Origin of the sequence: Flavobacterium flavipigmentatum, assembly GCF_020911905.1 — a bacterium.
GTDB classification, from domain to species: Bacteria; Bacteroidota; Bacteroidia; order Flavobacteriales; family Flavobacteriaceae; genus Flavobacterium; species Flavobacterium flavipigmentatum.
Genome location: NZ_CP087133.1, coordinates 3,379,702 through 3,401,920, shown reverse-complemented (window position 1 = coordinate 3,401,920; position 22,219 = coordinate 3,379,702). Strand labels below are relative to the sequence as shown.

19 protein-coding genes are annotated in these 22,219 nt (G+C 33.8%); 9 read left to right on the top strand and 10 right to left on the bottom strand.

Features of this window, described 5'->3' with window-relative positions; all coding sequences use genetic code 11:
• Positions 1-187 precede the first annotated feature (187 nt).
• Positions 188-2,011, top strand: coding sequence for an alkaline phosphatase (locus LNP22_RS14675; RefSeq protein ID WP_229974119.1), 1,824 nt, complete (start codon positions 188-190; stop codon positions 2,009-2,011).
• A gap of 155 nt (positions 2,012-2,166) precedes the next feature.
• On the opposite strand, the gene mnmE is transcribed toward LNP22_RS14675, so the two are convergent.
• Entirely contained in the window at positions 2,167-3,567 is a 1,401-nt protein-coding gene (mnmE, locus tag LNP22_RS14670) for a tRNA uridine-5-carboxymethylaminomethyl(34) synthesis GTPase MnmE (RefSeq protein WP_229974118.1), read from the bottom strand.
• Positions 3,568-3,749: 182 nt separating this feature from the next.
• Here mnmE and LNP22_RS14665 point away from each other — a divergent pair, with 182 nt between their 5' ends.
• On the top strand, positions 3,750-4,583 hold the full coding sequence (locus LNP22_RS14665) for a universal stress protein (protein ID WP_229974117.1): 834 nt from the start codon (positions 3,750-3,752) through the stop codon (positions 4,581-4,583).
• Positions 4,584-4,653: 70 nt separating this feature from the next.
• The gene (locus tag LNP22_RS14660) at positions 4,654-6,426 is read left to right on the top strand and encodes a MutS-related protein (protein WP_229974116.1); all 1,773 of its coding nucleotides are present in this window, start codon (positions 4,654-4,656) and stop codon (positions 6,424-6,426) included.
• 63 nt (positions 6,427-6,489) lie between these two features.
• Here the strand turns inward: LNP22_RS14660 and LNP22_RS14655 are convergent, their stop codons facing one another.
• From LNP22_RS14655 to LNP22_RS14630, 6 genes are all read right to left on the bottom strand, one after another.
• Positions 6,490-7,119, bottom strand: coding sequence for a DsbA family oxidoreductase (locus LNP22_RS14655; protein WP_229974115.1), 630 nt, complete (start codon positions 7,117-7,119; stop codon positions 6,490-6,492).
• 332 nt (positions 7,120-7,451) lie between these two features.
• A complete protein-coding gene (gene dnaN / locus LNP22_RS14650) occupies positions 7,452-8,570 on the bottom strand; it encodes a DNA polymerase III subunit beta (RefSeq protein WP_229974114.1) in 1,119 nt (372 codons plus the stop codon).
• Positions 8,571-8,675: 105 nt separating this feature from the next.
• The gene (gene gldG, locus LNP22_RS14645; RefSeq protein ID WP_229974113.1) at positions 8,676-10,361 is read right to left on the bottom strand and encodes a gliding motility-associated ABC transporter substrate-binding protein GldG; all 1,686 of its coding nucleotides are present in this window, start codon (positions 10,359-10,361) and stop codon (positions 8,676-8,678) included.
• Complete coding sequence (gene gldF, locus LNP22_RS14640; RefSeq protein ID WP_229974112.1) at positions 10,361-11,086, bottom strand: gliding motility-associated ABC transporter permease subunit GldF; 726 nt, start codon at positions 11,084-11,086, stop codon at positions 10,361-10,363. Before gldF ends, gldG begins: the two co-directional genes overlap by 1 nt.
• Positions 11,087-11,284: 198 nt before the next feature.
• Positions 11,285-11,581: a putative quinol monooxygenase gene (locus tag LNP22_RS14635; protein WP_229974111.1), complete on the bottom strand. Its 297-nt coding sequence runs from the start codon at positions 11,579-11,581 to the stop codon at positions 11,285-11,287.
• Positions 11,582-11,877: 296 nt separating this feature from the next.
• On the bottom strand, positions 11,878-12,705 hold the full coding sequence (locus tag LNP22_RS14630; RefSeq protein WP_229974110.1) for an SAM hydrolase/SAM-dependent halogenase family protein: 828 nt from the start codon (positions 12,703-12,705) through the stop codon (positions 11,878-11,880).
• A 184-nt stretch (positions 12,706-12,889) separates the two neighbouring features.
• Between LNP22_RS14630 and LNP22_RS14625 the strand changes: the two genes are divergently transcribed.
• The 5 genes from LNP22_RS14625 (at position 12,890) to LNP22_RS14605 (ending at position 18,927) form a co-directional block, all read left to right on the top strand.
• Entirely contained in the window at positions 12,890-13,837 is a 948-nt protein-coding gene (locus LNP22_RS14625; protein ID WP_210668141.1) for a PhoH family protein, read from the top strand.
• Positions 13,838-14,032: 195 nt separating this feature from the next.
• Positions 14,033-14,386 carry a DUF1801 domain-containing protein gene (locus tag LNP22_RS14620; protein WP_229974109.1) on the top strand — a complete coding sequence of 118 codons (354 nt, stop codon included), beginning with the start codon at positions 14,033-14,035 and terminating at the stop codon, positions 14,384-14,386.
• A 126-nt stretch (positions 14,387-14,512) separates the two neighbouring features.
• Positions 14,513-15,346, top strand: coding sequence for a Cof-type HAD-IIB family hydrolase (locus tag LNP22_RS14615; protein ID WP_229974108.1), 834 nt, complete (start codon positions 14,513-14,515; stop codon positions 15,344-15,346).
• 140 nt (positions 15,347-15,486) lie between these two features.
• Positions 15,487-17,835 carry a S9 family peptidase gene (locus LNP22_RS14610; RefSeq protein WP_229974107.1) on the top strand — a complete coding sequence of 783 codons (2,349 nt, stop codon included), beginning with the start codon at positions 15,487-15,489 and terminating at the stop codon, positions 17,833-17,835.
• Positions 17,836-17,970: 135 nt separating this feature from the next.
• Positions 17,971-18,927, top strand: a complete 957-nt coding sequence (locus LNP22_RS14605; protein WP_229974106.1) for a phosphoribosylaminoimidazolesuccinocarboxamide synthase — start codon at positions 17,971-17,973, stop codon at positions 18,925-18,927.
• Between the two features lie 73 nt (positions 18,928-19,000).
• Here the strand turns inward: LNP22_RS14605 and LNP22_RS14600 are convergent, their stop codons facing one another.
• Both LNP22_RS14600 and LNP22_RS14595 read right to left on the bottom strand, forming a co-directional pair.
• Positions 19,001-19,540, bottom strand: a complete 540-nt coding sequence (locus LNP22_RS14600) for an SRPBCC family protein (RefSeq protein WP_229974105.1) — start codon at positions 19,538-19,540, stop codon at positions 19,001-19,003.
• 45 nt (positions 19,541-19,585) lie between these two features.
• Complete coding sequence (locus LNP22_RS14595) at positions 19,586-20,086, bottom strand: nuclear transport factor 2 family protein (protein ID WP_229974104.1); 501 nt, start codon at positions 20,084-20,086, stop codon at positions 19,586-19,588.
• Between the two features lie 357 nt (positions 20,087-20,443).
• On the opposite strand from LNP22_RS14595, the gene LNP22_RS14590 reads away from it, so the two are divergent.
• Positions 20,444-20,821, top strand: a complete 378-nt coding sequence (locus LNP22_RS14590; RefSeq protein ID WP_229974103.1) for an ankyrin repeat domain-containing protein — start codon at positions 20,444-20,446, stop codon at positions 20,819-20,821.
• Between the two features lie 239 nt (positions 20,822-21,060).
• Here the strand turns inward: LNP22_RS14590 and LNP22_RS14585 are convergent, their stop codons facing one another.
• On the bottom strand, positions 21,061-22,149 hold the full coding sequence (locus LNP22_RS14585) for a M42 family metallopeptidase (protein ID WP_210668153.1): 1,089 nt from the start codon (positions 22,147-22,149) through the stop codon (positions 21,061-21,063).
• Between the last annotated feature and the right edge of the window lie 70 nt (positions 22,150-22,219).

Sequence of the window (22,219 nt, the reverse complement as noted above, 5' to 3'; positions counted from 1 at the left end):
CTGCAGACCTGGTTGGGTCTGCAGCTTTCACAAAAATTAGTATGCAATTTATTTTAAAATCAAATTTCTTTTTGCCTACCAAGGGCTATGTTTTTATGTATTTTACATAATTCCACCTTTATAATACTCAATTTATATTCTTAATAAAGTTACCTACTGCTTTAAAAGAAATGAAACTCAATTTTCAATGAAAAAAATAATTACCCTTTTTTGCCTCCATTTTTTCCTGTCTGTACAAGCGCAGGAATACAGTTCTTCCAATATTCATTCGCATAACGATTATGCTAGCGCACTTCCTTTTTATGGAGCATATTCTAATGAAGCGGGAGTTATCGAAGCCGATGTTTTTTTAGTAAATAATGAATTATTGGTGGCACATACTTCTAAAGAAATTCTCGCTCATAATTCCTTAAAAAGTTTGTACTTGGAGCCATTATCTGCTAAATTAAAAACTTTAGGAGGAAAAGCATATCAAAGCAATAAGTCTCTGATTGTAATGATTGATGTAAAATCTGAAGCAGATGCTACTCTAAAATTAATTGTTGAACAATTAAAAACTTTTCCGGAAATAATTTCGAACAAAAACATAAAAATAGTGATTTCAGGCAACAGACCATCTATAGATAAATGGACATCTTATCCCGATTTTATTTATTTTGACGGAAGGTTCAACGAAACTTATTCTGCATCTGAATTATCTCGTGTAGCCATGATCAGCGAGGATTTACATAGAATAACAGTTTGGAACGGCAAAGGTGTTTTGACACAAGCCGATTTAGAAAAAATGCAACAGGCGATTAAAAAAGTTCACGATCAAAATAAAAAAGTAAGATTTTGGGCAACGGCGGATAATGTCAATACTTGGATGACTTTGATGAATTTAAAAGTTGATTTTATAGCTACAGATAATGTTTTTGGATTAACCCAATTTATCAAAAACATCAAAACTACTTTTTATCAAAATACGGAATTTCATCAGGCCTATGTTCCTAAAAATGTTTCGGCTTTCGCCAAAAAGAAACCCAAGAATGTAATTCTGCTCATTGGCGACGGAATGGGTTTAACTCAGATTTATTCCGGTTATACAGCTAACAAAGGACAGTTGAATCTTTTTAATATTCCGACGCAAGGGCTGTCTATTACCAAATCTTTAGACAGTTATATTACCGATTCTGCCGCAGGCGCAACGGCTATGGCAACCGGACAAAAAACAAATAACCGTTTTATTAGCGTTGATGAAAACCAAAAACCATTGGAATTGATAACACAACAACTAGCAAAGAATAATTATAAAACTGCGATTATTTCTGCAGGTAATATTACAGATGCAACTCCGGCAGCTTTTTACGCGCATCAGCCTGAAAGAAGTTTCAGCGAACCCATAGCGGCAGATTTTATAAATAATCCGTCAGATATTTTAATTGGTGGAGGGTTAAAAGAATTTAAATCTAGAAAAGATGGTAAGGATCTGGCTAAATTGCTAACGGAAAAAGGCTTTACATTTTCAGATAAATTCAGTACTCTGGATACCATCAAAAACAATCGATTTGTAGTTCTGGAAGATGCCTCGGTAGTTTCTATGAAAGATGGGAGAGGAGATTTCTTAGCTCAATCTCTGCTAAAAGCAACTTCGACTTTTGCCAAAACAAAGAATCCATTTTTTATTATGTTGGAAGGAGCTCAGATTGATTATGGTGGACATCAAAATAATTTGGAATATGTTGTTCGGGAGATGCTTGACTTTGATAAAGTAGTAGGGCAGGCAATGGAATTTGTTGATAAAAATCCCGAAACATTATTAATAGTAACTGCTGATCACGAAACGGGCGGACTTTCCTTAATTGGCGGAAGCACTACAGACGGATATGTGCATGGTAGTTTTAGTACAAACGATCATACTGCAGTTCCTGTTCCTGTTTTTGCTTACGGCCCTGATGCTCAAAATTTTATGGGTGTTTACCAAAATACAGAGATTTACACTAAAATAATGGAAGCACTTTTCAAAAAGTAATTCGTACTTAAAAATAAATTCCCTTGTTTAAAATTATATTTAGGCAAGGGAATTTTTTTTTTGTGAACTCAGAATAAATGAATCTAAACGTGAAAAGACATCTTTTTAAATATTTGATATTGTCTAACGGAAATTCTAATCCAGTTTTGTGAAATCTACTTTCCAATACAGAAATTAGCAAAAATATTGCCTAATAGCTCATCATTGGTAACTTGACCTGTTATCATTCCAAAGTGATATAAAGCTTCGCGAATATCAAGTGCCATTAGATCGCTCGAAAGATTTGTTTCAAGGCCAAATTTAACTTTCATGATCTCGTCTAATGCTTTAAGTAAAGAATCGTAATGTCTTGTATTAGTGACAATAGTTTCGTTATTTCGAAGTGCACCAGTATTTACAAATGATAATAGTTCATTCTTCAAATCATCAACGCCAATTTTGGCTTTGGCGCTAAGAAAAATTTGTTTTAGATTTAAAGTTTCAAGTTCCAGACGAGTATTCTGAAGTTGTTCCGGGCTCAACTGGTCTATTTTATTACAAACAATCAGAATTTCTTTTAAAGGATATTTGTTTTTTATTTTCTCAATTTCAACTATGAAGTCAGTACTTGAAATCTGAAATTTAAAAGTATCCATCAGGTAGATAACTAATTGCGCTTGTTCTATTTTTTCGAATGTTTTTTTGATTCCGATACTTTCTACAACATCTTTAGTTTCGCGAATTCCAGCGGTATCGATGAATCGAAAACCAATTCCACCAATAACTAATTCGTCTTCAATCGTATCACGTGTCGTGCCTGCGATATCTGAAACAATAGCGCGTTCTTCATTTAATAAAGCATTTAATAAAGTTGATTTACCAACATTGGGTTCTCCTACAATGGCTACTGGAATTCCGTTTTTAATAACATTTCCAACTGCAAACGAATCAATTAAGCGTTTTAATACAAACTCAATTCTATTCAATAATTCATAAAATTGTGTCCTGTCGGCAAATGCAACATCCTCTTCAGCAAAATCTAATTCTAATTCGATTAACGAAGCAAAATTCAAAAGTTCTTCTCTCAATTTGGCAATTTCATTACTAAAACCGCCGCGCATTTGTTGCATCGCAATTTGGTGTGACGCTTCGTTATCAGACGAAATAAGATCAGCAACAGCTTCTGCTTGCGATAAATCGAGTTTTCCGTTAAGAAAGGCTCTGAGGGTAAATTCGCCTGCATCGGCCATTCTGCAACCTTTTCTTAGTAATAATTGAATAATTTGCTGCTGAATATACGTTGAACCATGACATGAAATCTCGATAGTATTTTCGCCCGTGTACGAATTTGGCCCTTTAAATACAGAAACCAAAACTTCATCCAGCGTTTTGGTATCATCAACAATATGACCTAAATGCAAAGTATGTGTTTTTTGTTTGGTCAGATCTTTGTTTTTAATGGATTTAAAAACACTATTTCCGATGGTGATGGCGTCAGAACCCGAAATTCGAATGATGGCAATCGCTCCGGCTCCCGAAGGAGTGGCCAAAGCAACTATAGAATCTTGATTTATCATGCAGCAAAGGTATAAAAAAAGCCTTAAAATTGCGAATGTTAAGTACAGCCAAAACAGTGATTTGAAGAAAATAGATTACGTGTTTTAAGAAATGGTTAAGTGTTAAATTACTGATAATTATCAGGTTATTTCGGGTTTAGAATGACTAAATTTGAGAAACAAACCTCTAAAAATAAATTAACATGAAAAAGATATTATTTCCAACTGATTTTTCTGAAGCTTCGACAAATGCTTTTGTGCATGCTTTAGAATTTGCTAAAAGTGTCAACGGAGAACTGGTTTTATTGCACACTTTTGAAATTCCTGTATACGACAGCCAATTTTTCCCGCAAAATTATGCCTCGATTTACGACTCGATTGAGTTGGCAAATTTTGAAATGTTTAAGGATGGAATTCCAAAGTTAAGAGCTATCGCTGCCGAACGAAAGCTTGATGATATTGTACTAAAACATCGCTTGATGGATGGGGATTTACTTTATAATTTGAAAAATGCTGTTAAAGAAGATCATATAGATTTTGTGATTATGGGCACAAACGCCATCTCAGACTGGACAACTTTTTTTATCGGATCGAATACAAGTTCTGTGATTTCCGGAGTTGAAGTGCCTGTTTTATGCGTGCCTTTGGAAGCTAAATTCAAAAAAATAAAAACAATCGGATTTACCACTCGTTATCGTGAAAAAGATAAAAATGAATTGCTTAAAGTACTGCAAATTGCAAAGAAAATGAATGCAAAGGTAAAAGTGCTGTACGTGAGAACTTCTGATTCAGATGTTTTAGAGACTACCGTTAAACAATGGGAGAAAGATTTTGCTGGAGAAAACGTAGATTTTTTAGTTTTGCCAAGTGACGAAGTAAAGGACACTATTCTTGATTTTGTACTTTTTAAAGATATTGATGTTTTAGCAATGATTACACACAAACGCTCTTTTTTTGAAAGTATTTTTGATTCAAGTTTTACTAAAAAATTGTCAAAAATAGTTCCTGTACCTGTTTTAATAATGCATGAAACATAAAATTCTATTGTTTTTTGGTATCATTTCAGGCGATGGAACACTTATATTTGCAGTTCATTAAATTACACAAATGGATTCATATCAATATAAGGTTGCACATTACACAGAAGCGTTTCAAAAAATCAGTAAAAAATACAATAGCATAAGTTTTCTAAGGCTTTTAACCATTTTTTTATTTTTAGTTTTGATGTTTTATTACATCAAAACCAATGAAATGGTGTATGTAGCTTTTGCTTTTTTGTCTTTTGCTGGTTTTATTTTTTTAATGCGAATTCATGCTCGTTTGTCTTTTCAAAAACAGCTTACGACAGCGCTTTTACAAATTAATAAAAATGAAATTTCATATTTAAAGAGAGAAAAAAATCCTTTTGAAAATGGTGTCGAATTTAACGATTTTCATCATCCGTATGCGTATGATCTGGATGTTTTTGGAGACCATTCTTTATTCCAGAATCTAAATAGAACCGCCACTTTTATAGGAAAAAAAACTTTGGCACATCAATTATTGCAACTAAATTCAAATGAAGCTATTCTAGAAAATCAGGAAGCAATCAATGAATTAAAAACTAAAATAGATTGGCGACAAGATTTTCTGGCTTTGGCTACTGTCAGTCATGACACTAAAAATGCTTATGAATCTTTAATGTATTGGAAATCATTTATAAATAGTTCTTTATCTAAAGTTTTAGTTATAAGTTCAATTGTATTACCAACTTTGTTTCTCGGACTTTTGGTTGGATATTTTATTACTTCAAAGACGGTTTTACTTTCGTATTTGACGTATGTTTTTATCGCCAATATGATGGTGATGGGTAAGGCTTTTAAACAAATTCAGTCAGAAATTGCAAAGGCAGATAATATTGACAAAATCATCAAACAATATGGTCTCCTGATAGAGAAAATCGAAAATGAAACTTTTCAATCGAAGAAATTAGTAGAACTCCAAAATCAATTGATTTTTAAAAATCAAAAAGCCGGCACTCATTTAAAACAGTTGTCTGAATTGTTTTCGAGAATGGATACTATAAATAATTTTGTAACAGCTATCGTTTTTAACGGCACATTTTTATTCAACTTGCATGTTTTAAAAGCACTTTTAAAATGGAAAGAAAATTATGCTGATGAACTTGAAAAATGGGTCAACATTATAGGTGAGGTCGAGTCTTTGAACAGTTTTGCAAATTTGGGGTATAATAATCCTGATTTTGTTTTTCCTAAAATAAATTCTGACTATAAAATTGGATTTTCTAATTTGAGTCATCCTTTGCTAAATCCAGCAACAAGGGTAGGGAATGACACTCATTTTTATCCCCAATCGTTTATGATTTTGACAGGATCGAATATGTCTGGAAAAAGTACTTTTTTGAGAAGTTTAGGAATTAATATGGTTTTGGGCGGAATTGGTTCTGTGGTTTGTGCCTCTGAAGCGAATATGCATCCATTACCTGTGCTGGTTTCGATGCGATTATCGGATTCATTGGCAGACAGTGAATCGTATTTTTTTGCCGAAATTAAACGCTTGAAGCAAATTATGGATGCCCTGCAAGATCAACCGGCTTTTGTTTTGTTAGACGAAATTTTAAGAGGAACCAATTCTGATGATAAACGCAACGGAACAATTGAAGTAGTAAAGAAAATAATTGCGAAGAAAGCAATTGGAGCTATTGCAACTCACGACATCGAGGTTTGTTTGACTACTAATGATTATCCGGAAATTTTAACGAATCAATGTTTTGAAGTAGAAATTGAGAATGATGAATTGCATTTTGATTACAAACTCAGAAGTGGAATTTGTAAAAATAAGAGTGCTACTTTCCTGATGCAGAAAATGGGGGTTATTTGATTTTGGATTTTTTACTCGTGTACTGTGTCATCCCTGGCTCCTTGGGATGACAAGATTGGTTTATTATTTAAGAACCTCTTTGATAGTATTGACAAAAGCTTCTACAGGTTGCGCTCCAGAAACAGCATATTTTCTATCAAAAACAAAAAACGGAACGCCTTGAACACCAATTTCCTGCGCTTCGGTAATGTCGTTTTGAACTTCGTTTAAAAATGAGTTTTCATCTTTTAAAACTTCCAATACCTGAGTTTGATCTAAACCCGCTTTTACAGCTAATTCTATTAGAGTAGGACCGTCATTTAAATCTCGTCCTTGAGTAAAGTAAGCTTTAAAGAAAATTTCCTCCATTTCGTCCCCTAAACTTTTGGTTTTGGCCATTTGTATGATACGATGTGCAGTTAAAGAATTTGAGATGATAGCTTTATCGAAATGATACTCTAAGCCAACGCTTTTTGCACGTTCTGTGACTCCTTTATGCATTTCTTTAGATTGCTCAAGAGACATACCTTTTCGCTCGGCTAGAAACGTGTAAACGTCTTTGCCCGATTGAGGTTTAATGCTAGGATCAAGTTGAAAGCTTTTCCATTCGATTTCAAAATCATTTTCTGGAAATTCTGCCAAAGCAGTTTCCAATTGTCTTTTTCCGATATAACAAAACGGACACATGATGTCCGACCAAATTTCTATTTTCATATCACAAAAATAGGAAAAATTTGTTTCAATTTTTCTTTGTTTCAGGTTCAGTTTCCAGCATTGTGCTGTTTAACCGCAAATTTCGCTAAGTATTTATAAAAAACTTTGCTTGATTTTCTGCAAAAATTCATACAAGTGTTAATTGTATTTTAATCTGAAACTTAAAACTTGAAAAAGAATCATCACAGATATAAAAAACCGCAACTCTTAATTTAAGAATTGCGGTTTCCAGGTATAAAAAATGGTTGGTTAATAGCTATATTTTTTTTACAATGATAGCTCTTTCATTCGAAATAAAAAAAAAAGCCCTGTAACAAAAAGAAACTTTGATGTTAACTGTTTAACATCACTGGCATTACAAGCATTGTAACACTTTCTCCTTCTTCTAAACCATCAACGGGAGTAAGAATTCCGGCTCTGTTTGGAAGTGACATTTCGAGCATAATCATATCCGATTGTAAATTGGTCAACATTTCTGTTAAAAAACGTGAGTTGAAACCAATTTGTAAATCATCTCCCTGATAATCACATGTCAATCTTTCTTCGGCTTTGTTAGAGTAATCAATATCTTCGGCAGAAACATTTAGTTCTGCTCCTGCGATTTTTAGACGAATTTGGTGTGTGGTTTTGTTAGAGAAAATTGCAACACGACGTACAGAACTTAAAAATAAAGAACGGTCAATCATTAATTTATTTGGATTTTCTTTTGGAATTACCGCTTCGTAGTTAGGGTATTTTCCGTCGATTAAACGACACATTAAAATATAATTGTCGAATGAAAAAGTCGCATTCGAATCATTGTATTCAATTTTTACTTCCGCATCAGAAGTTCCTAAAATACTTTTTAGAATATTCAAAGGTTTTTTAGGCATAATAAAATCGGCTACCTGAGATGCTTTTACATCTGTACGCGCATATTTTACCAATTTGTGTGCATCTGTTGCTACAAAAGTCAATCCTTCCGGCGAAAACTGAAAGAAAACACCTGACATTACTGGACGCAAATCATCGTTTCCTGCTGCAAAAATAGTTTTGCTTACCGCAGTTGCCAAAACATGTGCAGGAACCAAAGTTACCGAAGGATCTTCAAGATTTACCGATTTTGGAAATTCCTCTCCCGCAGCATACGCCAAAGCATATTTTCCAGAGTTAGAACTAATCTCAACTGTATTGTTCTCTTCAACTGTAAACGTTAAAGGTTGTTCTGGGAACGTTTTTAAAATTTCAAGTAAAAGCTTTGCCGGAACAGCAACACTTCCTGTACTTGTAGAATCAATGGATAATGTTGCCGACATCGTAGTTTCTAGATCAGAAGCAGAAACGGTCAATTCATTATTGTTTAGTTCAAATAAAAAGTTGTCTAAAATAGGCAACGTATTGTTACTATTGATTACACTACCTAAAACCTGTAATTGTTTTAATAAGTACGAACTCGATACTATAAATTTCATCTGTTATGTTTTATTTTTTTCTGTATTTTGAGCATTTTGTTGCAAAATATACGTTTTACAAATATATCGTAAACAATCTTAGTTTTGCAAATTTTTTATCAACAACTATTTACTATACTTCCTTTTTCGGATGTAAGTAAAGGCAAGTCCGAAAACCAATAATATTAAAATTGGAAGCCCGATAGTTATGAATTGTGTAAGGCTGTAATTTTCGTAAACTTTCTCTTTGTCTAATAACGGCAAATCCAAATCTTTGCTTCTAATGTTAATAAGTCCTGTATCATCGAGCAAATAATTAATACAATTCATCATAAAATCTTTATTATCATACAGATTTCCTGTTCGCTGATCGTAACCCAATTCTACTGGCATCATGTTTTTATCCAATTGGTTTTTAGCTAAATCTCCATCGGCGATCACAATCATTTTGGTTGGTTTTCCTTTTGCTGTAAATGAATTTTCTTTAAATGGCAAAACACGATTTTCAAACGCAGAATCAAAATTTCCTTCTAATAAAACAGAAAGTACCAAATTTCCTTTTCCAACATAATCTTTTGGGGAACTTTCTTCAGAAACAATATTCAGATTAATTTCGGCAGGAGTTCCTATTTTCTTAGAATAGGGAGAAGATTGTAACAAAACTGTTTTTTTAATTCCGTTTTTTAAAGTATCAATCGGACTCGCAAAATCGAATTTGATACCACCTAAATTTTTCACGATCGGATGTTGACTTTCCGGATAAACCTGCGGTGCAAATTTCCAGACAAAATCCTGATATTGTGTCGCGCTTCCTTGCTCGCCAGTGGCCAATTTTATTGGGCTTCCTTGTTCGTCTTTTACCAAATCAGGATTGATTCTGAATCCGTATTTAAAAAACATATCATTCAGATTTAAATCTCTAGGATATGCCAAAGTAGCGCCCGCTTGGTTGTACAAACTATCCATATCTGCCGAAACCTGGTCGATTAACCATAACGTTTTTCCGCCATTCATGATAAATTGATCTAGCACCTGTTTCTCTTCGTCAGAGAAAGTTTCGGTAGGTTTGGTGATGATGGCAAGATCGTATTTCTTTAAAGCATCTAAACTTCCTGTTGGATTTTTTGCTACCGAGTCTAAGGTAAAAGGACCAATATAATAGCTTTCGCGAATTTGCATTAGCATTTTGGCAATATGAATTTCTTTCATTTCGCCGTTTCCTTTTATAATAGCAACTTTCTTTTGTTTGTCTTTTGTAATTTTATTGATCGCATCGGCAATCGAATATTCTAAATGCTGAATCGATCCTTTAACTTTTTGCTCAGTCGAAGCGCCCATAATGTTTTTCAACAAAGGAATATTTACTTCTTTATTGTTGTAAACCGCAACTGCCCACGGAAAAACCATCGCCTGTGATTGTTTTCCTTTATCATCAACAGTGATGTTTATTGGTGTAAGTCCTTTTTGATACAATGATTTGATCAAAGCCATGCTTTCGTCTTCATTTTCTAAAGGATTCACAAATTCGAAGACAATGTTATTGTTGTAAGCTTGAAATTCTTCTAATAATTGTTTCGTTTCCTGCTGTAAACGTCTAAAATCTGCGGGAAGTTCGCCCTCCATATAAATCTTGATCGAAAGCGGGTTTTTGACTTGCTTTACAATTTGCAAAGAAGTTTCGGATAAAGTATAGCGTTTGTCTTTGGTCAAATCAAATCGGTGGAAAAATAAACTTCCGAGTACATTGAGAACAATTAAAACAAAAATAGTAATCCCTAATGTCTTGATATTTTGTTGAGTAGCTGCTTTCATTAGGCTTTAAAAGATTTTAATTTATAAACTGTGAAAGACAAGAACAACACGGTAATACTCAGAAAGTAAATAACATCGCGAGTATCTATCACGCCTCGGCTGATGCTCTTAAAATGATCTTGCATTCCGAAAGCCGAAATAATTTCGGAAGTACCTGGAATCAATGAAGCCAAACCTTCAAAACCAAAATAAAAGAAAAAGCATAAAAAAACTGAAATGATAAACGCTACAATTTGATTTTCTGATAGGGTAGAAGTAAAGATTCCGATTGCCGAATAAGCCGCTATTAAAAACAATAAGCCAAAATAGGAGCCAATGGTGCTACCCATATCGATGTTTCCTTGTGGCAAACCTAAATTCGAAATTACTTTTACATAAATAAAGGTTGGAATAATTGCGAGTATAATTAGTACTAGCGATCCCAAAAATTTGCCGTTTACAATTTCCCAAATCGATAATGGTTTGGTTAAGAGTAATTCGAGCGTTCCTTGTTTTTTTTCATCAGAGAAACTTCTCATCGTTACAGCCGGAACCAGGAAAATCAGGATCCAAGGTGCTAATGTAAAAAATGGTGTAAGATCAGCATAGCCTGAGTTTAAGATGTTGTAATCTCCTTCAAAAACCCATAAAAAAAGTCCGTTGCTAATTAAAAAAATAGCAATGACCAAGTAGCCAATGGGAGACCCAAAAAAAGACTTTATTTCTCGTAATAGTATTGATTTCATGTAAAAAACGTTTATTCGTTTAATCGTTGATTTGTTTTTTTTGTTTCAAGTTTCAGGTTTCAGGTTTCAAGTTAACGCCGTTTTGCGAACTTTGTGTTTCCTAAAACCTTTTAAATATAATTTTTGCGCTCTTTGCGGTTAAATCTAGTTTTTAATACTTTGAAGTTTCAAATTTCACGTTAGGTGATTAACTTGAAACTAAGTTAAACTAACCAATTTATCTACGCTCCAGGCTTCTGGTTTTGCATTAAATAGTTTTTTTGTAAAACTCCAAACGGTATCAAAAAGTTCAGATTGTCTGTAATTTTCCAGATCGGCTTCGGTTTCCCAGTAGCTGTAAGTAAAAAAGATGCATTTATCATTTTTATCCTGATACAATTCTAAAAAACGATTTCCTTCCGCATTTCGTATTTTATTTTTGATACTTTCAAAATTTTCCAGAAATTCCGGAATTTTTTCTTCGTGAAAACTCATTTTTACTATTCTGACAAACATGCGTTGCAATTTTAGGTTTCTAATTTTAGATTTTTAAGTATGATGTCTCAAACGCTAAAGGTGCGCAAAAATACCAAAATTGATTGTTCTTTTTAGCAAAATTTAAAATATTCTGAAAAGCTTATTTCACAATGCTTTTCCACAATATTGTCATTTCCACGAAGGAGAAATCTCCGCAAGTAACTCGTTAGCGATAATCCAATCTTTGTAGAGCTTCTCATGAAGATTTCTCCTTCGTCGGAATGACAAAAAGACGAGAAATATTTTTTTAAATCTGCATCAATCAATCTAAAATCTTAAATAAATTGAATCGTAATTACATCACGATAATTCAATCCCAACAAACTATTGGCCGAGCCTACTTTTGAAGGATTGCTTCTAAAAATAGCAATTTCCAGAAATCCTGCTTCATTAAAAATAGCCAGTTTTTCGCCTTCATAAGTTTTAATGGGATATTTTTCTGAAGTTGCGATCGCCGAATAATTAGGCAAAATTGTTTTGATACTTTTGGGTTTCATTACAATTTCGTAAGGACGACCTTTGGCTACTTCAAGAAATTGTTGTTTTGAGATATTGGTGACAATGTTTCCAAAATGGTCAATATAAATAACATATCCTTTTAACGAATTACCATCTTTGCCTACAACCGCCTGCAACTCGGTAACTTGTTTGATTTCCTGAATTTCTTTACCAATAACATTCAATAAACCGCCTTTGGCAAGATGACAGGCAACTTGTATAAAAATATCCAAATCGCTTGATTCTGCAGGGAAACGATCGTGAATATTGATGATCACAATTTTTTCCGGAACGATTTTTTGTGTAAGCATACTCAAAATCCCATTATCTGCACAAATAAAGTAATGATCGTTCCATTGCATCGCAATGTGCTGGTTTTCTTTATTGCGTTCTATATCTACCCCAATTAAGTGTACGGTTCCTTTTGGGAAACTTAGATAGGAGGCTCCAACAATGTAACTTGCTTCGGCAGTGTTAAATGGATCAATATCGTGCGAAATGTCAATAATTTGTGCTTCAGAATATTCAGAAAGTATTTTACCCTTAAGGGAACCAACAAAGTGGTCTTTTAAGCCGTAATCGGTAGTAAGGGTAATTATTGACATATTTTTGTTTATAACTATTGGTAGTTTTTCAATCTAATTTTTATTAAATTTGAGAAGTGCAAAGCTAATAATAGTAAAGTCATAAATGCAAGAAACAAAAGACAAATTGCGTTTAAAGATATAAACATACCCGACAGCCAATTGATTTATAAAAAGATTTAATTTTAATTTAAAACTACCTCATTTGAACGAAAGAATAATCGAGCTCATAGACATCGCTCCAAAAGACTTTTGGGGCGCTCAAGACACTCATCTTGAAATCATCAAAAAGTATTACCCAAAGCTTAAAATAGTAGCAAGAGGGACCACTTTGAAAGCATTTGGCGAAAAAGAAGTTTTAGATGAATTCGAAAAAAGATTTCAAAGGCTGATGCTCCATTTTACCCGATACAATAATATTGACGATAATGTAATTGAACGCGTGATTATGGATGGTCAGGATGAAAGAAAATCATACGATCATGATAAAATATTGGTACATGGCGTTGGCGGAAAAATAATAAAAGCCATGACGCCTAACCAGCAATTACTTGTCGATACTATCAAAAAAAATGACATGGTATTTGCAGTAGGGCCGGCAGGAACTGGTAAAACCTATACGGGTGTCGCTATGGCCGTCAAAGCACTTAAAGAAAAAGAAGTAAAAAGAATTATACTAACGCGTCCAGCGGTAGAAGCAGGAGAAAATCTTGGTTTTTTACCGGGTGATATGAAGGAGAAACTGGATCCGTACATGCAACCACTTTATGATGCTTTGCGTGATATGCTGCCCAACGAAAAGCTCGAAGATTATATTTTAAAGGGAATTATTCAGATTGCGCCATTGGCATTTATGCGTGGGCGCACCCTGGATAACGCTTTTGTAATTCTCGATGAAGCGCAAAATACAACACATTCGCAAATGAAAATGTTTTTGACCCGTATGGGAAAAAATGCCAAATTTATGATTACAGGCGATCCCGGTCAGGTTGATTTACCCCGCAGGACCATTTCCGGGCTTAAAGAAGCTATTCTGGTTCTGAAAGACGTTGACGGAATCGGAATTATTTATCTAGACGATAAAGATATTGTTCGTCACAGATTGGTCAAAAAGGTAATCGATGCTTACAAACAAATAGAGAATCACGATTAAGTTTTTTATTTAATAAAATGTCAAATGTAAATCGTGTTTTGATGTTGAATACTATTCGTTTTATTTATATTCTTTTATAGAAATGAGTAAAACGAATATTTTTTGGAAGAAAAATTTCTACAATCTTGTCATTTCGCAGGAATCTCAACCCCCAATTAAATGATAGTTTTACATTCTTAGAGAGTATTAAAATAAATGAAACAACTAGATGATTTTTATTTAAACCAAGAAGAACCTATAAAAGGGATTTTTCTTGCACTTAAAAAAATTATCTTAAAACAAGACAGTAACATTACAAATGTTCTCAAATACGGAATGCCCTTTTTTTGTTACAAAGGAAAAATGTTTTGCTATTTATGGTTTCATAAAAAACTCAAACAACCATACATTGGAATTGTGGAAGGAAAGAGTTTTGAAGAACCCTTTTTAATTCAGGAAAAACGGTCCCGAATGAAAATTATGTTACTCAATCCTGATGAAGATTTACCTTTGGAAATAATAGAAAATGTTATTCAAAAAGCCTTAAAATTATATATAAATGATAAATAATACCAAGTATTGAGAAATCGTTAAATAAACAATAAACTTGTCTAAATAAAAGGGTTAAAGACGCTTGACCTTTGTTCTTCTGGCCATAAAAGTTTAAATTTGCCCCATAAATACTTGAACTATAATATGAATTCGAATCTCTCTACTATAAAAGTCGTTGTTACCGATTTAGACGGAACTTTACTTAATCCACAGCACAGAATATCAGATTACACCAAATCTATTTTTGAAGAACTACACCAGCAAAACTACCTTATTATCGTGGCCACAGGTCGTCATCACCTCGATGCTATGGCAATTATTGATGCGCTTGGTGTGCCAGTTTATCTGGTGAGTTCAAACGGAGCGAGAATTCATTCTCCCGAGAAACAAGAACTTTTTTCTTTTAATCTAAAAAGCGAAGTCGTAAAAGCAGCGTTAAGCGTAGAGATCGATCCTGAAATTACAGTAGTTTTGTTTAAAGAAAGTGTTTGGCAAACCAATAAACTGAGCGAAAAATTAAATGCTTTTCAAGCTGATCTAAAATACCTTCCAGAATTGGTGGATTATCAAACTTTAGAAGATTTTGAGTCGATTAAAATATTTTTTGCACACGATAATCACGAAAAATTAGTGGTTCTAAAAGATGCTATTTTGCAAAGTGGCGTAGACGAACTGCATCATGCTTTTAGTTTGCCAACTTGCTTAGAATTTATGGATAAATCTGTAGATAAGGCTGTTGCGATTCAGAGAGTGCTCGAAAAAGAAGGCCTCAGCATGCAGCATGCGATTTCTTTTGGTGACGGTTTTAATGATGTTCAGATGTTGTCAGCCACCGGAAAAAGCCTTATCATGGGAAATGCTCCCTTAGTACTAAAAGAAACTTTGCCGCATCTGGAAGTTATTAAAACCAATGCCGAAGATGGTGTTGCAAAATACATCGCTTCTAAAATCTTGAATAAGGAATTCGTAGCGGGTTAATTTTTTTATAATATATCGGTATCTAAAATAGCGTCCCTGACTCATTTTTCAGGGATTTTTTGTTTGAAATAATTCCAAACGCAAAAAACATTTTTTTAATAGTTTTCAAAGTGTATTTTTGTTTCACTAAAACAAAAACCATGACCAAAAACATTTTTATCCTTTCTTTTCTGTTTTTTTCGATAACAGGAATTAGTCAAAATTTAAAGTTAGAAGAAATAATGAAAGGAGAGTCTTTCATCGGAAACCAGCCTACATACGGACGTTGGTCGCTGGATGGAAAGAAAGTTTATTTTGAATGGAATCCGAAAGACGAATTAGGAAATAGTACGTATTACTGGCAAAAAGGAATGACTCAGCCGGCCATTGCTGATCCTAAAGAAGCAGTTTTTTCTAAGCTTAATTTTAAAAGAAAGCCAACATCAGACATTGTTTATTATTTGGATAAAGGCGCTTTGTATTCGTACGTAATAAGTACAAAATCGACCAAAAAAATGATTCAGCAAAGTACGCCGATTTCAAATATCGAATTAGGAAATGAAGCCGGAATTGTATTTTTTGAACAAAACAATAACCTTTTTAAGTACAACACCAAAGAAGGAACTGTTCTTCAAATTACCAATTTTGCCAAGGGAATCAAAAAAGCTAAAGCTCCCGAAAAAGAGTCTTTTTTGAAAGACCAACAAAAAGAATTGTTTCAATTTATAAAAGATAAAGAAGCCAGAAAACAATGGAATTTAGCCAAAAGTAAAGCCGTAAAATCGGATTTTGCTAAAGAGTTTTTTTACGGAGAAGACAATTTATACAGTTTGAAAGTAAATCCAAACGGCAAATTTGCCACTTTTAGTTTGGTTGAAGAACGCAAAACCAAAAAGGAAAAAATGGAAGTTTTTATAACAGAAGATGGTTATAATCAAACTCCGGAAACTAAAGACAAAGTATCGATAGATAATTTTGTAAAAACCAAATTTGCAATTTATTCTGTAGCAAAAGATTCTGTTTATTATGTTAATTTTTCATCATTAAGCCACATTCAGGATACGCCAAAATATTATGAGGAATACGATAAATTAAAAAATAAAGCCAAAGAAGACAGATGGGTTGTGGCTCAAGAACCTGTTTATAATGAAGACGGATCGCTCGCTATTGTCGAAATTAGAAGTCAGGACAACAAAGACAGATGGTTGGTGAGTTTGAATCTCGAAAACGGAACTTTTCAGGAAATAGAACAACAGCATGACGATGCCTGGATTGGCGGACCTGGAATTCCTTCTTATGCTTTCGACTCAGGGAATATTGGTTTTCTGGCAGATAATGAAACTGTTTATTTTCAATCTGAAGCTACTGGATATTCGCATTTGTATAGTTTTAATTTAAAAACAAAAAAGAAAACGCAACTCACAAAAGGCAATTGGGAAGTACGTGATCTGGCTTTATCCAAAGACAAAAAAGTATTTTATTTAACCACCAATACAACGCATCCTGGAAATAGAAATTTTTATAAATTGGCTGTAGCGGATGGTATTTTGCAACCGATTTTAACAAAAGACGGGGCGCACGAAGTAGTCATTTCTCCTGACGAAAAATCGCTTTTGGTACGTTATTCGTATAAAAATAAACCTTGGGATTTTTATATTGCCGAGAATAAAAACAATGCTGTATTACAGCAAATTAGTTCTTCTACTTCAGAAAAATTCAATAACTATAAATGGCGAGAAGCCGAAGTTATAACCTTTAAAGCACAAGACGGAACTCCGGTAAATGCTAGATTGTACACTCCGAAAACCGAAAATGCAAACAAAGCTGCTATTATATTTGTGCATGGTGCGGGATATTTGCAAAACGCTCATAATTATTGGAGTACGTACTTTCGTGAATACATGTTTCATAATTTGCTGACAGATTTAGGATACACGGTTTTAGACATTGACTACAGAGGAAGCGATGGTTACGGACGCGATTTTAGAACGGGTATTTATCGTTTTATGGGCGGAAAAGACCTTTCTGATCAAATTGATGGTAAAAAATACTTGGTAGATAAATACGGAATTGATGCAGATAGAGTAGGGATCTATGGTGGTTCTTACGGTGGTTTTATTACCCTGATGGGAATGTTGACTACTCCAGGTGAATTTAAATCTGGAGCTGCTTTGCGTTCGGTTACAGATTGGGCACATTATAATCATGGATATACAGGTAACATTTTAAATTTTCCGGAAACAGATCCACAGGCATACAAAAAAAGTTCACCAATTTATTTTGCGGATAATTTAAAAGGTAATTTGGTAATGCTTCACGGTATGGTCGATGATAATGTCGAGTATAAAGATATTGTGCGTCTGTCACAACGTTTTATAGAATTAGAAAAAAAGAACTGGACTCTGGCGTCGTTTCCCGTAGAGGCGCATGGTTTTAAAGAAACCTATTCATGGATCGATGAATACAGCAGAATTTTAAATTTGTTTAATTCGACACTTTTGAAACCATAATGCAGCTTCGCTTTCAGTCTAATTTCAAGGACTCAACGAAGTCGCTAAGAATCCTAAATGATTATATTTTTTTCTTTGTTTGCTCTTTTAAATAGTTTTAAATTTGCATTCTAAAAAACAACACAACTAAGCATAATGAGCAATACAATAACAACGACAAATTTTAATTTCCCGAATCAAAAATCGGTTTATCGCGGAAAAGTTAGGGAGGTTTACAACATAAATGACGAACTTTTGGTAATGGTTGCTACAGACAGACTTTCTGCTTTTGATGTGGTATTGCCAAAGGGAATACCGTACAAAGGACAAATTTTGAATCAAATTGCGACAAAATTTATGGAGCTAACAGAAGATATTGTTCCCAATTGGTTGATTGCAACTCCAGATCCTAATGTAGCTGTTGGACATTTGTGTGAACCTTTTAAGGTAGAAATGGTCATTCGCGGTTACGTTTCGGGTCATGCTGCTCGCGAGTACGCTGCGGGGAGAAGACAAATTTGTGGTGTAACAATGCCAGAAGGTTTAAAAGAAAACGATAAGTTTCCTGAACCTATTATTACGCCAACTACAAAGGCAGATAACGGTTCTCATGACGAAGATATTTCTCGTGAAGATATTTTGTCAAAAGGAATTGTTTCTGAAGAAGATTACATCGTTTTAGAAAAATATACACGTGATTTGTTTCAAAGAGGAACTGAAATTGCTGCAAGTCGTGGTTTGATTTTGGTAGATACAAAATATGAATTCGGGAAAACAAAAGACGGTGTAATTGTTTTAATTGATGAAATTCATACTCCGGACTCTTCTCGTTATTTTTATGCAGATGGCTATCAGGAAAGACAAAATAATAATGAAGAGCAAAAACAATTATCCAAAGAGTTTGTGCGTCGCTGGTTGATCGAAAACGGTTTTCAAGGTCAGGAAGGACAACAAATTCCAGATATGACAACTGCTTACATCGAATCTGTTTCTGAAAGATATATCGAGTTATACGAGAATATTTTGGGAGAAAAATTCGAAAAAGCCGACATTACCAATATTGATGAACGCATCAATAAAAATGTAGTGGACTATTTGGCTTCAAGAGAATAGTTTTTAGTTAAAATAAAAGAAATCCCAAATTCTAATTTTTTTGAGAATTTGGGATTTTTTATTAGAAATAAATTTAGTTCTCCATTTTTGTTTTTAGGTTTTCTAATCCCTTTTGCAAATCATTTCCAAGCATTTCCTCCATTTTCATGAAAGGAAGCATGATGTTCATAGGATAAGGGATAACACCGCTAACACCACATTTTACTTTGGTTTGATTCGCACCAATAGCTTCTGTAGAAGTAAATCCAACGGCAGTATCCTCAAAAGGTTCTTTAAATCGAAGTGCAAAATCAATGCGTTTACCTTCTGTAATTTTGGTAATTTCCTGCTCGCCCACACCAACTTCTTTTGCTTTACTTTCCCAAGCAGAAATTGAGCCAACTGCACCATCGGTTCCTGAATAAGTCAATTTCATTTTTGGATCAATTTTTGTCCAAACATTAAACTCGTTTTGATTTTTGAGAAATCTCACATAATTAAAAACCGAATCAACTGGTTTATTAATGGTAATTTCTTTCTCTACTTCATATTTTTTTGGCATACAATATGCCGCAATTAAAGCGCTGGCTAAAATAAAAATTAGCACAACAAGAATTTTTTTAATGATTCCCATAGTCTTTTGGTTTTAAGGTTAATTACTGTTTTTTGTTTCTTGGTTTTAATGTAAGCTGACTACTCGGGTTATTTTCCAATTATTATTGTCATTTTTCCAAATAATCATAAAGCGCCCAATATTGGATTTTGCATTTTTGGGCTCTGTATTATTATGAAACTTATGCAGCCCTATTTCGATAGCTCCAAAGTTTTTGATAGGATAGACTTCAATGCTTCCTTTTACAAGTTCTCGAGTGACTTTACCACAAATATTTTTTTGGGTTCCTTCTATAATAGCGTTTTTTGATGTCATAATGCCGCCATTATCATGATAAAACTCAATGTCATCAGCATAGAAATTTCCGTATGTTTCTAAATTGACCTCGCATGTATTGTAAGCATTAAAAAATAGACTGTCCAGAACTACGATCGTCTCATACAACTTTTGATCGTCTGGTTTGTAATTTTTAGTAATAGTATATTGATATTCTTTTGAAGATGTACAACTCCAAAAAAGAAACAAAACGATACAATTTAGAGCTGTTTTGAAAATAGTATTTAGCATAAAGTATTTATTTTTCTTTAAAATGAGTTTAAAAATTAAGTACGAATATACGTAATTTTTATTCAAGAAAAGGCATATTTATCAGGGTCTAGGAGCTGTAATTAGTAGTGAAGTCAAAAACCAAATGTTGTGAATTTGATATTTCGGAATGTTTTTTTTAATAAAACTTTAAAATAAGTGTAACAAAAAAGGTTTTTATTAGTCTTATAGTAAAACAAGACCTCGATTATTGCTTTAACATTAATTAAAAGTTAAGAATTAGTTAAAACACAGTACTTGGTAATGCATAATAATAAAATTTGAATTACTTTTACACAGAAATTAAAAATCATCATTAATCAATTAATAAACATCATCATGAAAAAATCAATTATTTATTTAGGAGTAGCTTTAGTAGCTTTTGCAAATGTTTCAATGGCTTCAAATACAAGCCCACTAGTGAAAAGTCATTTTGTGACTGCACCATACATTACACCTTTACACGTTGCAATTAGCAAAGGAGACATAGAAGTAGTTAAGAAATTTGTAGAGTACGGAGCAAATGTAAACGAAAGAACTGAAGATATGACACCTTTGATGGCGGCTGCACGTTATAATAGAGTTGAAATCATTAAATTTTTATTAGAAAACGGCGCACGTCCTGGAGACAAAACAGAAAGAGGCTTTACAGCTTTAAAATATGCTGAATTATCTAATGCAAAAGAAGCAATTGCTGTTTTGAAAGACTTAAAATAGTCAGACACATACATTTTAATATTTTTGAGTTAGTAGACAAAAATCAAAAGACCTTCTGTACAAGAAGGTCTTTTTTGTTTAGTGTTTTTTTAGCCCCAATGGGAGCGGCATCCTTTTGTGGCGGGGTTCGCCACAAAAGATACAGCGGACAGTGGGATTGGCTCCTGAAAAATAGCCACATTATTTTTTTACAAACATAAACTGAAATTTCTAGGTAGTGTTTAAATCATTTTTGATTTTTATTTAAAATAAGAGAAAGTTTCGTTGTTTTCAATTTTCAACAGCGATTCATAAATTAGCTGTATCACGTTTTCAACATCTTCTCTGTGTACCATTTCTACCGTGGTGTGCATATAACGCAAAGGCAACGAAATCAATGCCGAAGCCACACCACCATTACTGTAAGCAAAAGCATCGGTATCGGTTCCGGTCGCTCTTGAAGTAGCATGACGCTGAAACGGAATTTTCTTTTCTTCGGCTGTATCGACAATCAATTCACGTAATTTATTCTGCACAGCTGGCGCATATGCAATCACGGGGCCTTTACCCATTTTTAGGTCGCCTTCTACCTTTTTATCAATCATTGGCGTAGTGGTATCGTGGCAAACATCGGTTACAATCGCTACGTTTGGCTTGATGGTTTGTGCAATCATTTCGGCACCACGAAGACCAATTTCTTCCTGAACAGAATTAACAATGTACAAACCAAACGGAAGTGTTTTGTTGTTCTCTTTTAGCAAACGAGCTACTTCGGCAATCATAAATCCGCCCATTCTGTTGTCAATCGCGCGACAAACAAACTTGTTTTCGTTCAGAATCATAAATTCGTCCGGATAGGTAATCACACAACCTACATGCACGCCCATTTCCAGAACTTGTTCTTTGGTTTCGCAACCTAAATCGATAAAAATATTACTAATTTTTGCCGGTTCTTCCTTATCGCGCAAACGAGTATGAATGGCAGGCCAGCCAAAAACACCTTTTACAATGCCTTTTTTGGTATGAATATGAACTCGCTTCGAGGGTGCAATCTGATGATCGGAACCACCATTTCGAATCACATACAGCAAACCATCATCTGTAATGTAATTAACATACCACGAAATTTCATCGGCATGACCTTCGATCACAACCTTAAAGGGAGCGTCCGGATTAATAACACCTACGGCCGTTCCGTAAGTATCCGTGATAAAAGTATCCACGTAGGGTTTTAAATAATTCATCCAAAGTTTTTGCCCTTCGCTTTCGTAGCCAGTAGGAGAGGCGTTATTAAGGTAACTTTCCAAGAAAGCGAGAGAGGTATCTTTTAAGATAGATTGTGTGCTCATAAAATATTTTTTTGCTAATTTATAAATTTGGTATTAGAGTTGTATATAAATATATAATTTTACATTTAAA